Origin of the sequence: Massilia scottii, from assembly GCF_030846495.1 — a bacterium.
Taxonomy (GTDB): Bacteria; Pseudomonadota; Gammaproteobacteria; order Burkholderiales; family Burkholderiaceae_D; genus Telluria_A; species Telluria_A violaceinigra.
Genome location: NZ_JAVCWM010000008.1, coordinates 36,386 through 51,393, shown reverse-complemented (window position 1 = coordinate 51,393; position 15,008 = coordinate 36,386). Strand labels below are relative to the sequence as shown.

The 15,008-nt window shown below is 63.7% G+C and carries 10 protein-coding genes and 1 riboswitch; of the genes, 5 read left to right on the top strand and 5 right to left on the bottom strand.

Annotated elements, in window-relative coordinates:
• Window positions 1-9: 9 nt before the first annotated feature.
• Both RBA41_RS12985 and RBA41_RS12980 read right to left on the bottom strand, forming a co-directional pair.
• Complete coding sequence (locus RBA41_RS12985; protein ID WP_306624346.1) at window positions 10-3,252, bottom strand: WG repeat-containing protein; 3,243 nt, start codon at window positions 3,250-3,252, stop codon at window positions 10-12.
• Between the two features lie 74 nt (window positions 3,253-3,326).
• Window positions 3,327-5,087, bottom strand: coding sequence for a WG repeat-containing protein (locus RBA41_RS12980; protein ID WP_306624344.1), 1,761 nt, complete (start codon window positions 5,085-5,087; stop codon window positions 3,327-3,329).
• A 214-nt stretch (window positions 5,088-5,301) separates the two neighbouring features.
• Between RBA41_RS12980 and RBA41_RS12975 the strand changes: the two genes are divergently transcribed.
• From RBA41_RS12975 to RBA41_RS12965, 3 genes are all read left to right on the top strand, one after another.
• The gene (locus RBA41_RS12975; protein ID WP_306624342.1) at window positions 5,302-7,449 is read left to right on the top strand and encodes a S46 family peptidase; all 2,148 of its coding nucleotides are present in this window, start codon (window positions 5,302-5,304) and stop codon (window positions 7,447-7,449) included.
• A gap of 86 nt (window positions 7,450-7,535) precedes the next feature.
• Window positions 7,536-8,132: a nicotinamide riboside transporter PnuC gene (pnuC, locus tag RBA41_RS12970; protein ID WP_306624341.1), complete on the top strand. Its 597-nt coding sequence runs from the start codon at window positions 7,536-7,538 to the stop codon at window positions 8,130-8,132.
• Window positions 8,129-8,650 (top strand): AAA family ATPase, encoded by a 522-nt coding sequence (locus RBA41_RS12965; protein WP_306624339.1) that lies wholly within the window; start codon window positions 8,129-8,131, stop codon window positions 8,648-8,650. The genes pnuC and RBA41_RS12965 overlap by 4 nt, the downstream gene beginning before the upstream one ends.
• 51 nt (window positions 8,651-8,701) lie before the next feature.
• Here the strand turns inward: RBA41_RS12965 and RBA41_RS12960 are convergent, their stop codons facing one another.
• Both RBA41_RS12960 and RBA41_RS12955 read right to left on the bottom strand, forming a co-directional pair.
• The gene (locus RBA41_RS12960) at window positions 8,702-10,810 is read right to left on the bottom strand and encodes a TonB-dependent siderophore receptor (protein WP_306624337.1); all 2,109 of its coding nucleotides are present in this window, start codon (window positions 10,808-10,810) and stop codon (window positions 8,702-8,704) included.
• A gap of 76 nt (window positions 10,811-10,886) precedes the next feature.
• Window positions 10,887-10,985, bottom strand: a riboswitch (TPP riboswitch).
• 68 nt (window positions 10,986-11,053) lie between these two features.
• Window positions 11,054-12,211, bottom strand: coding sequence for an iron-containing alcohol dehydrogenase (locus tag RBA41_RS12955; protein ID WP_306624334.1), 1,158 nt, complete (start codon window positions 12,209-12,211; stop codon window positions 11,054-11,056).
• A gap of 129 nt (window positions 12,212-12,340) precedes the next feature.
• Between RBA41_RS12955 and RBA41_RS12950 the strand changes: the two genes are divergently transcribed.
• Window positions 12,341-13,051, top strand: a complete 711-nt coding sequence (locus RBA41_RS12950) for a glutathione S-transferase (RefSeq protein WP_306624332.1) — start codon at window positions 12,341-12,343, stop codon at window positions 13,049-13,051.
• 154 nt (window positions 13,052-13,205) lie between these two features.
• On the opposite strand, the gene RBA41_RS12945 is transcribed toward RBA41_RS12950, so the two are convergent.
• Window positions 13,206-14,411: an MFS transporter gene (locus RBA41_RS12945; protein WP_306624330.1), complete on the bottom strand. Its 1,206-nt coding sequence runs from the start codon at window positions 14,409-14,411 to the stop codon at window positions 13,206-13,208.
• Between the two features lie 440 nt (window positions 14,412-14,851).
• On the opposite strand from RBA41_RS12945, the gene RBA41_RS12940 reads away from it, so the two are divergent.
• Window positions 14,852-14,989 (top strand): hypothetical protein, encoded by a 138-nt coding sequence (locus RBA41_RS12940; RefSeq protein ID WP_306624329.1) that lies wholly within the window; start codon window positions 14,852-14,854, stop codon window positions 14,987-14,989.
• Window positions 14,990-15,008 lie beyond the last annotated feature (19 nt).

Genomic DNA, 15,008 nt, shown 5'->3' with positions numbered 1-15,008 from the left:
AGTGATTGTTCAGACGGACGGCAAGGCGGGTGCGCCAAGGACGGCTTCACGCAGCGGCGCCGGCACGTCGTCGATGACCCAGCTGCGTTCGCGCACCGATGCGATGCACAGAGCGAGCGTGCGCAGCTCCGGCGGCACATGTTTCAGTTCGTAGCCTTGCTCGTTCACGGCGGAGAGACAAAACGCCTCGCTCATGACCGACGGCGGAAGCTGCCCGAACTGCTTGCAGCCTTCCCTGTACGCCAGTTCGTAGAGCGCCGTCGTCATCAGGCGTCGCGGCACAAAGCGCACGGCTTGCGGATCGATGCCAACGGCTGCGCCGACCATGGCGCGAGTGATGCGTCGTCCCGGGATGGTTGCGAGCAGCTGCGGCTGCGACGCCAGTTCTTTCAGCAGCGTTGCGTCGTCCGCCTGGCTGGCCGCTCCTTGTGCCAGGGCGTGCAGCCAGGCGACGTCGGCGTCCGGGCCGAACCGGGGAACGTAGTCGTCCCATAGCGACAGCACCTTGGCCGCTTCCAGCGCGGCGCGCTGAAGATCGCCTTTGTCGCGCCAGGCGCTGGCAAGCACGTAGTGCATGTGCACCGGGGAGTCGGTGTGACTGATCGCGTGCTGGGCATCGGCGATCGCTGCATCGCGATCACCGTTTGCCAGATGTGTCCAGGCGCGCAAGGCATGCCAGCGGCTTCCGGTGCCGTCCGCCGCTTCCGCATCGCGCGCGATAAGCGCGTTGGCCACTGCCTCCCTGAGCGCATCGGGCACTGTGGCAAACGCGTCTTCGTTCTTCAGAACCGCCCGCGCGCACAGCTCCTCCGTCAGCAGCGCGGGCGGGATGCGTGCGATCAGCTTCGGGTTGCCCCGGCTGGACACGTACTCGGCAAGTTCAGGCGTGATCGCCGAACGGGCAATAAAATAGAGGTTGTTGATGTTCGCGGCCAGCGCCATGCCGGCGATCTTCTCGCTGTGCAGCCACCACGGCACATGGCGGATATTCGCATCGTTGAACAAGGCGGTCTCGCACGTTTTCTCGTCGAGCAGGCAGCCCCAGATATGGTCCAGGCACGCATGATCAAGCTCGGTGGGGATGGCCGAATTGCGCGCGTCGTAGTACTTCCATTCGGGGTTGCCGGCATATAGCGAGCGCGCCAGGGCCAGGCCGTCGGCGGTCATGGCCACCGGCGGGATGTTCGCTGCAGCCGATGCGTCACGCCGAATCAGTGCTTCCAGCCGTGCGGCGGTTTGCAAACGCGGCGGCAGGAACGGGTAAGCGCGGAGGTCGGACTCGATGGCGGCATCGGCGATTGGGTCGTCGATCAGTTCCTCGGGCATGGTAAGTATGGTTTCAGGCGACGCGCGTACGCGCGCCGGCCAGTTGCCAGTGTCTGGTGCGTGATCGCCGTCATCGTCGTCGTCAACGCGGTAGGCCAGGTCGCGGTCGGCTAGAGCTGCTTCCAGCGTCTCTTTCGACGGTGCGCAAGCCAGCCAGATGTGGTGCCATACGTCGCCGTCGCCATAGCCGACCTGGGTGGAAATTCCCAGCCAGAGCTGGTTCGATTCCGGCCGCGCCGATTCTGGTCCTGCCATCGGTTGGGCAAGCTGGATACACCACGCCACGGTGTCGGGCGTGGCAGCTTCGCCGGCGTAATCGGGGTCGCGCTCCGGCGAGCCGAAACGCTGCGTCAGGCGTGCCACGCAGCGCGCATGCATCGCTTCCATCAGCGCTTGCCGTTCGGCGGCGAGAAACTCATAGCGGGCGTTTTCGTCCTCGTCGAGATAGGAGCGGAAGATGCGGTGTCGCGTACGTAACAACTTCGCCAGCTGCTCTTCGTTGCTGAGGCTATCGTCATACTCCTCGAAGTCATCGTTATTGTTGTTGTCGATGGTTTCTTCGTCCTCGCCGCTTGCCAGCATCTGCAACAACCCATCGATATTGTGCAGTTTGTCCTCGGATGCCTGCACCATCGATTCGGCCAGCCCGGTCAGATCGTCGAATTTCCCGAGCTCAGTGAGGAGGGAATCGGCGGACGCGGAGAAGAAGAACGTCGGCGCATGCAGCACGTCGTTCGGCGCGCCTTTCCACAGCAGTTGGCCGGCGCCGTCGTACAGCGCGGGGTATTTGCCCTCGGGGCAGGGCTCGGAATACCAGCGGTAGGCGATGCGCGCGTCGCGGTCGATCAGGGCGATGCTCCTGGCGGGAGGGGCGCCGTCCGGCCGGGCGACGCGCGTGTCGCTCGCCAGGAAGGCGACCAGCGGTGTATTTGCTTCCGACGGAACGACATGCGCATGCTGAACCTTGAGCGGTTCGATGACGTCGGCGGGCGTCGCGACGAAGGTGCCGTCGGTGCGCGCGATACCCCATGCAGGCGCTTGCGTTGCACTGCGCAGATGCGCGACCGCGAAGCCGTCGGCGTTGAACTGGTCGCACCAGTCCAGGGAAGCGTCGAATGCCAGCGCGCCTTGCGCGGTCATGCACGTGTGATGGGAATCGACGGCAATCCCGCACTGCATGGTTTGCGACAAGCGGTCCATGTCGCGAATGACGAGCACACCATGCGTGTCGAGATAGCCGTCATGGTTGTACGACTCCCTGCAGAAGGCAAGATTGTCGTCATTGAAGTCGTGGATTTGCTCGTAGGACGGCTCAAGAACCCATTTGCCTTGCTGGTTGATGAGGCCATACTTGTTGTTTTTCTCGGTCGCCGGCGCCACGCCTGCCGGCGCGAACGCGTACGGCAATGCAAAGCGCGGCGCGATCGCCCAGGCGCCAGTGCGGTCGATGTAGCCGTATTTGCTGGAGGTGCCGCGCGCGGCGGCGAGGCCGACCACGCTGAACGAGTTGGCGAGGCCGAAGCTGGCGTCGAAAGCGAATTGACCGCTCATGTCGATGTAGCGCCATTTGTTTCGTCCCATCTGAACGGCGGCCAGGCCTTGCCGGAACGGTTCCACCCGCATGAACTGAGCCGGGACGGCGACCTTTCCGCTCAGGTTCCGGTATCCCCATAAGCCATCTTCGCAGAAATGCGATAGTCCTTCGCTGAACGGAAGCGCATATTCGAGTGTCGGCGCCACCACCCATTCGCCTTTGGCGTTCAGATAACCGTACATGCCGTTGACGGCCATCGCGGCGACAATGGTCCCTCCTGCGTCGTCATCAAGAAATGGCCCGAATACTTGCAGCAGTCCGGGGGACGCGACGTGGACCTGCCCATCGTGAAGCACGAGCAGTTCGTTCCACTCGTCGGTTGGTCGCATCATGTAGTTTCGGATGAGGGTAGGCTGGGTAATCATATGTCGCATGTTTCAGTCGATTGGGCGGTGATAGTGGGCGCTCAGGGCGCGCGGTGGCTTGCCAACGCCGACTCCAGCGCTTCCCGGGATGGTGCGCAGACGAGCCAGATGTGCTGCCATGAGTCGCCGTCGCCATACTCGCTGTCGGCCCAGATTCCCAGCCACAGTTGCCCGATACGCCAGGCTTGCGTGTCCGGCGCCGGTGCGGCGCCAGCGTAGTCGGGATCGAGCGAGGGCGGGCCGAAATGCGCGGCCAGGCGCGCCACGCAGCGCGCGTACATCGCCGTCATCATGTCGTGGCGCTCGTCATTGAGGAATTCAAAACGCATGTTCTCGCCCTCGTCGAGGTAGGAGCGAAAGATGCGGCGCCTGGTGCGCAGCGATCGTGCCAGCCTGGCACCGGCGTCGGGGTCGTCGTCCTGGTTGAAGACGTCGTCGTTGCCGGTGGTGTAGGCGTAAGCGTCTTCTGTCTCCTCTTCGCCGTTTTCCACGGCTTGCAGCAGCGCGCCGATGTTGTGAAGTTTGGCATTGGTTGCCGCGACCATCGTTTCGGCATACGGGACCAGCCCGTCGACGGAGCGCACTTCGACCAGCAGCGCCTCAGCGTACGCGCAGAAGTAGGGCTGCGGCAGTTGCAGCGTGGCGCACGGCGGGCCTTGCCACAGCAGGCGGTCCGCATCGTCGTACAGCGCCGCGTAGCTGCCGTTGGGGCCTGTTTGAGCGCGCAGGCGGAACATGACGCGGGCATCGCGGTCGAGCATGGCGATGCTGCCGTCGCGTGCGAGGAAAGCGACCAGTGGCGTGTCGGCCTGTGATCCGGCGATGTTGTGGTCCTTGTCCGTCAGCGGTTCAAGCATGTCGGCTGGCGCCATCGCGAAGGTCGCATCCGCGCGTGCGATGCCCCACACTGGTCCCCGCGCCGCGTCACGGGCGCGCGCAAGCGCGAAGCCGTGCGGGTTGAAGTCGCCGAACCAGTCCAGGGTAGCGTCGAATGCCAGCGGGCCGCGCGCAGTCACGTATCTGAGGTTGTTCAGCACAACGATGCCGCTGCACATGGTCGGCGACAGCTTGTACATGTCGCGGATGACCGGAACGCCGCTCGCATCGAGGTAGCCTTCGTGATTCCGGCCAGCCTGGAAGTAGGCCAGACCATCGTCGTTGAAGGCGTCGATTTGGCTGTGGCAGGGCGCCAGCACCCATTCGCCCTGCTGATTGATGATGCCATACAGCTCGCCGTTCTCGGTGGCCGGGGCCACACCGAGCGGCGAAAACGGCGCCGGCCACTCGAAGCGCGGCGCGATCGCCCACGCGCCGCTGCGGTCGATGTAGCCGCATTTGTAGGTCGAGCCGCATGCCACGGCCAGGCCGGCTGCAGTGAACGGCCCGGCATGGGGCAGGATGCCGTCGAACGCGAACTGCCCGCTGGTATCGATGTAGCGCCATTGACGGTTGCCGATCATGACGGCGGCCAGGCCGAAATTGAACGCTTCCGCCTTTTCGTACTGGGCCGCGATGACCACGGCGCCCTTCAGGTCGCGGTAGCCCCACAGGCCCTGGTCGCAAAAGCGCGCCAGTCCATCGCTGCCGAACGAACGCGCGTCTTTCAAGGTGGGTTCGACGATCCAGTCCCCGCTGGCGTTAAGGTAGCCATGGCGCCCGTCGACAGCGACTGCCGCCACGATGGCGCCGCCGTCGCCGTCGTCGCAAAATTTACCGAGCACCTGCAACAGGGCGGGGACAGGCTGGCGCACCTGGCCGTGATGAAGCACCAGCAGATCGGGTGGCTCGCCCGCTGCTTTCATGGGGTTTCTGATGAGGATAGGCGGTGTAGGCATGGAGCGAGGGTAATTATTTATTAACTATTGATTGTAACGCAGGACTTTGAAGATGCCGCCGCCCCGCCGGCGACCATTCGCTCCCGGCGCGCCGTCCGTCAATACGCCCCCGACAAAATCATTTCCACCGCTTTGCATCAGCGATATACTCCCCGCTTGCTTTTATCTTCTGGGGTATATCTTGTTGAAATCCATCGCCTTACCCGTCGCCCTGCTCGGCGTATTCGCTACCGCGAATGCCGATGAAGGCCAGTGGCAGCCATACCAGCTTCCGCAACTGTCGTCGGAACTGAAACGCATCGGCATCACCATCCCTGCCGAGAAGCTCGCCGACCTGTCCAAGCACCCCATGAGCGCCATCGTGTCGCTGGGCGGCTGCTCGGCCTCGTTCGTGTCCGGCGATGGACTGGTGGTCACCAACCACCACTGCGCCTACGGCGCCATCCAGCGCAATTCGACCGCCGACAAGAACTACATCGTCAACGGCTTCCTCGCCAAGACGCGCGACGCCGAACTGCCGGGCGGCCCGAATACCCTGGTCTACGTCACCGAAAAAGTCGAAAACGTCACCGACCGCGTGCTCAAGGGCCTGTCGCCGTCGATGTCCGGGCGCGAGCGCAACGAAGAAGTCCAGAACCGCATCAAGGCCCTGACCGCCGAATGCGAGACCGACAAAGCTTACCGCTGCTCGGTACCGAGCTTTCACCGCGGCCTTGAGTACTACCGCATCCGCCAGCTGATGATCCGCGATGTGCGCCTGGTGTACGCGCCGTCGGACATGATCGGCAATTTCGGCGGCGACGTCGATAACTTCGAGTGGCCGCGCCAGACCGGCGACTACGCCTTCCTGCGCGCCTACGTCGGCAAGGATGGCCGTCCGGCCGATCCGTCACCGGACAATGTGCCGTACAAGTCGAAGGACTTCCTGGTCGTCTCGGCCGAAGGCCTGAAGAACGGCGATCCGATCCTGCTGGCCGGCTATCCGGGCCGCACCAGCCGCTACAAGCTGCCGTCCGAGATCCGGTTCGCGCGTGACGCCAATTTCCCGGTGCGCGTGGCCGAAATGCAGGCCGACCTGGCCGTCATCGCCGCCGCCACCAAGGGCAGCGCCGCCCACGACGTGCGCTACGCCAGCGTGGTCAAGAGCATCAATAACGTGCTCAAGAAAACCCAGGGCCTGCTCGATGGCTTCGCGCGCAAGGACATCGCCGCGATCAAGGATGTGCAGGACGCCGAATTCCGCGCCTGGTTCAACAAGCCGGGTAACCAGCAGGGCGTGTCGCCAACGCTGCTGGCCGACCTGGACGCCGCCATCGCTGCCGACATGGCGCTGTCGGAACAGGAATTCGCCTGGTCGGTCGCCGGAAACAGCGACCTGCTGAAGAGCGCGCGCACGGTTTACCGCCTGGCGCTGGAAGCGGCCAAGCCCGACGCCAAGCGCGAAACCGGCTACCAGGAGCGCGACCTGTCGTTCATCAAGGCGCGCCTGACCCGCCTTGAGCAATCGTACGTGGGCAGCGTGGACGAGGCGCGCTTTGCCGCCGGCCTGCAGCGCTACCAGAAGCTGGCCGCGAAGATGCATCCGCAAGGCCTGGACGCGCTTCTGCCGGCACCTGGCGCCGTCGGCGCGCTGTACAAACAGTCGGAGCTGGGCGACACCGCCAAGCGCCTGGGCTGGATCGGCAAGGATGCGGCGGCGTTTGCCAAGTCGGACGACGCCTTCATCGAGCTGGCCGTCAAGCTGCACGACGTGACCATGGCGCTGGAAAACCGCCGCAAGGAAATCGACGGCAATCTCGAACGCATCATCCCTCAGTACATGTCGGCCGTGATCGCATGGAAGAAATCGCAAGGCAAGCCGGTCTACGCCGACGCCAATTCGACCCTGCGCGTGACCTTCGGCACGGTGGCGCCGTACTCGCCGCGCGACGGCATCGTCAAGGGGCCGTTCACGACCGTCGAAGGGATCGTCGAGAAGCACACCGCGGCCGAGCCGTTCAACGCACCGAAGCCGCTGCTGGACGCGGTCAAGGAAAAGCGTTACGGCGTTTTCAAGGACCCGGTGCTGAATACGGTGCCGGTCAATTTCCTGTCCAGTGCCGATACCACGGGCGGCAATTCCGGTTCCGCAGTGATGAACAAGCGCGGCGAACTGGTTGGCCTGAACTTCGATTCGACCTATGAATCGGTGACCAAGGACTGGTACTTCGACAGCGACATCACCCGCGCCATTCACGTGGACATCCGCTACATGCTGTGGGTGATGAAGGAAGTCGACCATGCCGACAACCTGCTCAAGGAAATGACCATCAAGTACCCGCGCAAATAAATGCGGTCGAGGTGGGGGCGGCGTCCCCACCTTTTGGAAAGCGGCGCATACGCTACAATTGCGCCACTTTCCGCCACTCCCTCCGTATGAACGAATCCTTTGTCCTGCTTGGCCTGGCCACTACACCGATCGAACTGACAGCGCTGGTCCTGTCGGTCATCACCGTCGCGCTCAATATCCGCCAGATTCACTGGGCGTGGCTGTTCGCCATCGCCTCGTCGGCCGTCTACGGCATCGTCTTCTTCAACGCGCGCCTGTATGGCGACATGGGCCTGCAAGGCGTGTTCATCGCCGTGTCGGTGTGGGGCTGGTATCAGTGGCTGTATGGCGGCGAGCAGCATGCTCCGCTGGTGGCGACGCGGTCGAGCCGCCTCGGCTGGATTGGCGGTATCGCCGGCTGGCTGGTGCTGTACGCCGTGATCGGCTACGCGCTGTACAGGTACACCGACACCGACGTGCCGCACATCGACGGTTTCCTGACGGCGGGCAGCCTGCTCGGCCAGCTGCTTTTATCGCGCAAGAAGGTTGAAAACTGGATCGTGTGGATCGTGGTCGACGTGCTGTATGTCGGCCTGTACATCCACAAGGACCTGCATGCGACGGCGGTGCTGTATGCGGCGTTTGTCGTGATGGCGTGGTTCGGATGGCGCGCCTGGGTGCGCATTGCGGACGGCAAGCAATGACGCAGGTGCTGCGGGTTGCCATCCTGGGCGCGGAATCGTCTGGAAAATCGACGCTGGCCGCGGCGCTGGCGGCGCACTTCGGTACCGTGTGGGTGCCCGAGTACCTGCGCGAATTTGTCGATACCAGCGGCCGCGTGCCGCAAGAGAGCGACCAGTTTTCGATTGCGCAGACCCAGATGGCGCGCGAAGACGCGGCGGCTCGGCAAGCCAGCCGTTTTCTGTTCTGCGATACCACGCCGCTGATGACGGCCATTTACAGCCGCTGGTACTGGAACAGGGTGGATGCGCAGTTGTCGTTGCTGGAGCAGCGCCACGCGTATGCGATAACGCTCGTGACGGCGCCCGATGGGCCTTGGGAAGCGGATGGGCTGCAGCGCGAATCGGAGGCGGTGCGCCAGACGATTCACGAGCAGGTGGTTCAGATGCTCGATGAGCGGGGGATCAGGTATTCGCTTGTCACAGGTAGCCTGGAAGAGCGGATGGTGCAGGCGGTACGGTTACTCACCGCGTTCCGCTAACTCTTCGCCGTCGTTTCTGGCAGTGCCAGGAACGACGGTTGTTGGGCTTACTTAAAAATCAAACTGCGCCGACACCCGCACCGTACGCGGGGCACCCGGCAGCAGATATCCGCCCAGTTCCTGCGTCACATCGCGCCAGTAGAACTTGTCCGCCACGTTGTCGACCGTCGCACGTACCGTCGTCGACATACCGGCGATACGCGTCGCGTACGCGGTGCCCAGATTGAACACGCTGTAACCCGGCACCATCGTCTTGTTCTCGATGTCGAACGCCTTTTTGCCGGTGTACTGCCACATGCCGTTCACCTTCAAGCCTGCGATCGCCGGCACTGCATATTCCAGCACCGTCGCCGTCTTGAACTTCGGTACGTTGGTCACGCGCTTGCCGTCCAGCGACGCGGTGCCGGTACCTTCCTGCTGCGTGTCCAGCGCCATCAGCGAGACGCTGTACTTCACATCCTTGCCGGCCTTGCCCTGGGCAGCCAGTTCCAGCCCGCTGTGTTTTTGTTCGCCGCTGCGCACGAACGTATTGGCCGCGTTGGTGTATTCCAGCCCTTTTTCGATGCTGAACACCGACGCCGACATGCTGAGCGCCTCGTTGACCATCGCCTTGACGCCAAATTCCACCTGTTTCGAGCGGCTCGGTTCGAGCGACGCGAATTGATTGGTGGTGCGCTTGGGCGCCACGCCGCCGTGTTCCATTCCGTGCGCCAGCGAGCCGTAGATCGTCCAGTCGGGCGTCGGGTTGTACACCAGCGCGACGTTCGGCAGCAGGAAGCTGGTGTCGGTGCTTGCATTGCGCTTGATGGCGGCATAGCGCAAGCCGGTGTGCAGCTTGAACTGCGCGCTCAGCGACAGGATGTCCTGCACCACAAAGCCGCGTTCATGGTCGTTCAGGCGCTCCGTGAGCGGCCCGGTCGTGCGGCTCGCATCCACCGGCGGCACGATCAGGTTGTTGTAGATATTGCTGAAGCCGACGTAGTCGTACACGTATTCGCCGGCCTTGTCGCTGCGTTCAAGATAAGTCGCGCCGATGGTCAGTTCGTGGCCGATTGCGCCGGTGGCGAACTTACCCTGCAACAGGGCTTGCGCGCCGAGCGGCGACTTGCGTTCGCCCACGCTCTGGTAGTCGTACACGTCGTAGTCGCCGTTCGAGCAGTAGCCCGGATAGAAACCCTCGCCTTCGTTACTGCATCCGTAAGGGAATGCAGTGAAGTCGTCGCGCTTGAATTCATGCTTGTTGGCGGTAATGGTGGTGCGCCAGGCGTCATTGATCAGATACTCGAAGCGCAGGCCGATATTGCTGGTGCGGGTGTCGACCGGCTTGGTCCACGGCTGCTCATTGAGCAAGGTCTTGGCCGAAATATTGGCCGGCAGCGCGACGCCGCGAATGAGCTGGTAGCCGGGCGCGGTGATCTGCGATTTCTTCTGGTAGTCCATGTCGAGCTGCAGCAGCGCCTGGGGCGAAATCTGCCAGTCGAACGCGCCCGACACGAAGGAGCGCTCGCCGTCCGCACCCTTGACGTAGGAGCGCAGGCGCTCGCCGGCGGCGTTGACGCGGTAGCCGAAGCGCTTGTCGTTGAAGCGGCCGCCCAGGTCCACCGCGCCGTACACGGTACCGCGCTCGCGCGCTTCCACGGTGACCGAGCGCAGTGGCGTGTCGGTCGGGCGCTTGAGCGCGTAGTTGACGATGCCGCCCGGCGCGGTCACGCCAGCCTGCAGGCCGGACAAGCCCTTGAGGATCTCGATGCGCTCCTTGTTTTCGAGCGGGATCTGGGTGTCGCCCGAGATGGCGATGCCATCCTTGCGGTAGCTCGCGCCGTTATTGAGCGCGAAGCCGCGGATCGAGAACTGCTCGGCGTAGCCGACGGCGTTGTACGAATCGCTGACGCTGGCGTCGAACTTCATGGCGTCGGTGCTGTTGCGGATGCTGTAGTCCTGCATCTGCTCGCGGCTGATCGACATCACCGTCGCCGGCGTGTACAGCAGCGGCGTGTCGGAGAAACCGGCCACGCTGGCGCGGTCGGCGGCGATCTGCTTGGCGCCGGTGACGACGACTTCCGGCATCGACTGCGAGGTCGTTTGCGCGTGAACGGAAAAGGCGAACGCCTGCACGATGGACAGGGCGATGACGGACTGCTTGAATTTTGGCGATGACATAGTGTGCTCGTATTACGCGCCGGCGTGCGGTGCGTTGCTTGAAAAAGCCGGAGCCAACGGGGGAGCAAACAAAGGAGGGGACTACTTTGCGCTTTCCTTCGCTGGCATTATCCAGATCAGGTACGGAGGGTATCTCTCACCCGGAAAGTGAATTCCAGGACCCCTAGCGAATGTCGATTTTATCACAGCTGGCACGGGCGGAGGGGGCCCGTGCCAGCGTGTGCGGCGTGCCTGACGCCGGTGTTACAGGCTCATTTCCAGCACTTTGCGGCTCACGTCGGGCGTGACGTCGCGCTGTTCGCCGAGTTTGACCATGCGGTGCGCTTCAAGGGCGTTCAAGATGCCGTCGAGGTCCTTGGCGCCAAGGCCGTAGTCGCCCAGGCGCGTTTTCACGCCCATCTGCTCGAAGAATTCCTCGGTGCGGGTGATGGCCGCTTCGATGCGGGTATCTTCATCGCCACCGGACAGATTCCACACGCGTTCGGCGAACTGCAGCAGTTTGGCGCGCTTGCCCTCCTTGCGCACGCGCAGCATGCTCGGTAATACGATGGCGAGCGTCTGGGCATGGTCGAGATTATGCAGGGCGGTCAGCTCGTGGCCGATCATGTGAGTTGCCCAGTCCTGCGGCACGCCGGCGCCGATCAGGCCATTCAAGGCGAGCGTGGCGCACCACATGACGTTGGCGCGTACGTCGTAATCGTCGGGATTGGCCAGTGCCTGCGGGCCTTCTTCGATGAGCGTGAGCAGCAGGCCTTCGGCAAAGCGGTCCTGGACCTTGGCACCGACCGGGTAGGTCATGTACTGCTCCATCACGTGCGCAAAGGCGTCCACCACGCCGTTGCCGACCTGGCGCGTGGGCAGCGAATAGGTTTTGCTCGGGTCGAGGACCGCGAACTTGGGGAAGCACTTGCGGCTCATGAACGAGAACTTTTCGTGCGTCGATTTGCGCGTAACGACGCCGCCGCTGTTCATTTCGGAGCCGGTCGCGGGCAGGGTCAGCACCGCGCCGAAGGGCATGGCGGCGACGATATTGTTACCTCGTTTTTCGAGGATCGTCCACGGGTCCTCTTCGAGCAGGGCGCCGGCGGCGATGAACTTGGTGCCGTCGATGACCGATCCGCCGCCGACGGCGAGCAGGAAGTCGATTTTCTCGGCCTTGACCTGGGCGATGGCGCGCATCAGCGTTTCGTAGCTGGGGTTCGGTTCGATGCCGGCGAATTCGGTGACGGTGAAGCCGGCCAGGGCGGCCAGCACTTCGTCGTAGACGCCGTTTTGTTTGATGCTGCCGCCTCCGTAGACGAGCAGCACGCGCGCGGACGCGGGGATCTGTTTGGCGATGGCGGCGATCTGGCCCTGGCCGAACAGGATCTGCGTCGGATTGTAGAAGTCGAAGTTGAGCACGGTGGTTCCTTGTATGGGCAAACGGGTGGTGGGAGATTATCGCTCAAGCACGGGATTCTTGCGGGAGGCGGGCGAAAACGGCGGATGGGCCATAATCATCCCTCGACCGATCCATGCATGGGAGGCACGATGACGTACGAACTTTATTACTGGCCGACGATCCAGGGACGCGGCGAATTCATCCGCCTGGCGCTGGAGGAAGCCGGCGCCGCGTATGTCGACGTGGGACGCCAGAAAAATGGCGCCGACAAGGTCGCCGCCGCCCTTGCGGCCCAGGCCACGCCTTCGTTCGCGCCGCCTTTTCTCACCGCCGGCGCGCTGACCATCGGCCAGACCGCGAACATCCTGCTGTACCTCGGCGCCCGCCATGGCCTCGCGCCGCGCGCCGAAGCGGGCCGCTTGTGGGTGCATCAGTTGCAGCTGACCATTGCCGATCTCGTCAACGAAGCGCACGACACCCATCATCCTGTCGGCGTGTCGCTGTATTACGAGGATCAGAAAAAGGAAGCCAAACGCCGCGCCTCCGACTTTATCGGGAACCGGATCCCCAAGTTCTTGTCTTACTTTGAGGGTGTGCTGCAGCAGCCCAAGCGCCGCGGCGGGTTTTTGGTGGGCTCGCGCCTGTCCTACGCGGATTTGTCCATGTTCCAGGTGATGGAGGGCTTGCGCTATGCGTTTCCCAAGGCAATGAAGCGGCTGGAACCGGACTATCCCGGGCTGGTCGCGCTGCACGACCATGTGGCACAGCGGCCGAATATTGCCGCCTACCTTGCCTCGAAGCGGAGGATTGCGTTTAACGAAGACGGCATTTTTCGGCATTACCCCGAACTCGACCGCTGAGTGCGGGGGAGTACGCCGGTCGGGTGATGGGCGACACGGCACAGGCGGCGGGTTCTGTCGCAGCCCGATGCCTGTGGCCGCAGGCTGGCAGCCTGTAGTCGCGCGCGGGCAGCCGGTGGTTGTACGCCCGCAGGCTCTGGCCGCACGCCCGCGCTCAGTGCGCCGCGACCGCGCGGCTTGCGCCAGCCACATGCACCAGTCCGTCGCGGCGGTCGAGCCAGCCGGCCAGCGTCGTCAGTCCCAGCGCGCCGACCACGACGATGGCGCCGATCCACGGCGTGGCCATCAGTCCGACGTGCGCCACGATCAGCCCGCCGCCCCAGGCGCCCAGGGCGATGCCGACGTTAAAAGCGGCAATATTCAGGCCCGATGCCACATCGACGGCCTGCGGCGCGTCGCGTTCGGCACGTTGCACCACGTACACCTGCAGCCCGGGTACATTGCCGAAGGCAACCGCGCCCCACAGCAGCACCGTGCCCAGCGCCAGCCACATGTTCGATGCGGTAAAGGTCAGCAGCAGCAAGACGGCGGCCAGCAATGCAAACACAATCTGCAAGGCTTTGATCGGGCCTTTCTTGTCGGCTAGTTTGCCGCCCCAGATATTGCCGAATGCGACCGATACGCCGTAGACCAGCATCACCAGGCTCACGCTCGATGCCGAAAAGCCGGACACTTCCTGCAGGATCGGGGCAAGGTAGGTGAACGCGATGAAGGTGCCGCCGTAGCCCAGGGTGGTCATGGCGTACACCAGCAGCAGGCGCGGCTTTTTGAGCACGGCCAGTTGCGTCATCAGGCTCGCTGGCGGGCTCATGGCGATGGTGGATGGCACCAGGAAGTAGCTGCCGATAAATGCGATCACGCCCAGCAGCGCTACCGCCAGAAAGGTCGACTGCCAGCCGAAGCTTTGGCCGATCCAGGTGCCCAGCGGAACGCCGGTAACCAGCGCGACGGTCAGGCCGGCAAACATCAGGGCGATGGCGCTGGCGGCTTTTTCCTTGCTCACCAGGCTGGTGGCGATGGTGGAGCCGATCGAGAAGAATACGCCGTGCGCCAGGCCGGTGAGCACGCGCGCGGCCATCAGGGCGAAGTAGCCGGGGGCCATCCAGGCGACCAGGTTACCGATGGTGAACAGCGCCATCAAGCCGAGCAGCAACTGCTTGCGCGGCACGCGGCCGGTGAGGGCGGTCAGGACAGGCGCGCCGATGGCCACGCCCAGCGCGTACAGGCTCACCAGCAGCCCGGCGGAGGGAACGGACACGCCAAGGCTGGCGGCAATGTTGGGGATCAGGCCGACGATGACGAATTCGGTGGTTCCGATGGCGAAAGCGCTGAGTGTCAGCGCCCAGAGTGCGAGTGGCATGGATTCTCCAGTTGAGGCGGTTTGCGATGCCATGCAGTGTGCTCGGAAACAGAAGGAAGAAAAATGCCCCACGGCACACTAGACTTTTGACTGGGAGTCACTAATGAAAGGGTTTGGGATGCATTCATCCCGCCTGTGCGAAGGCAATGGGGAACGATTACGCGCTGTAGTCCGGAACTGAGCAGCCGCAGCTCGATGCAGGCGTGCGCGGCCAGGTCCTCGGGCGATGCGGGGGCCGGATGCGTCTGCAGATAGGCCGGCGCAGCCACGACGGCCATCGCCACGGATGGCACCTTGTTCACCGGCAGCGCGACCGAGTCCACCATCGTGAAGGTCCGTCCGGGCGCCAGCGTTGCCGAGCCGTTCATTGCGGCCGGGGAGGGCGGGTTGATGTCGGTGCAAGGCTTGCTTGCCGACGATGCTGCCGGTCGCCTGTACGCTTGCAGCGCCGACCATGGCGTTTCAAGAGCATCCTGTTCGGCAAGCGAGGCGGGCAGGCGGCCGAGCCGTTTGCGCTGCGCAGCATTGCCCTGCCTGAAACCCTGACGGATGCGGCCGTGGCCGAGATGGCTCCCTGAAACCCCTGTCGCCGCTCTC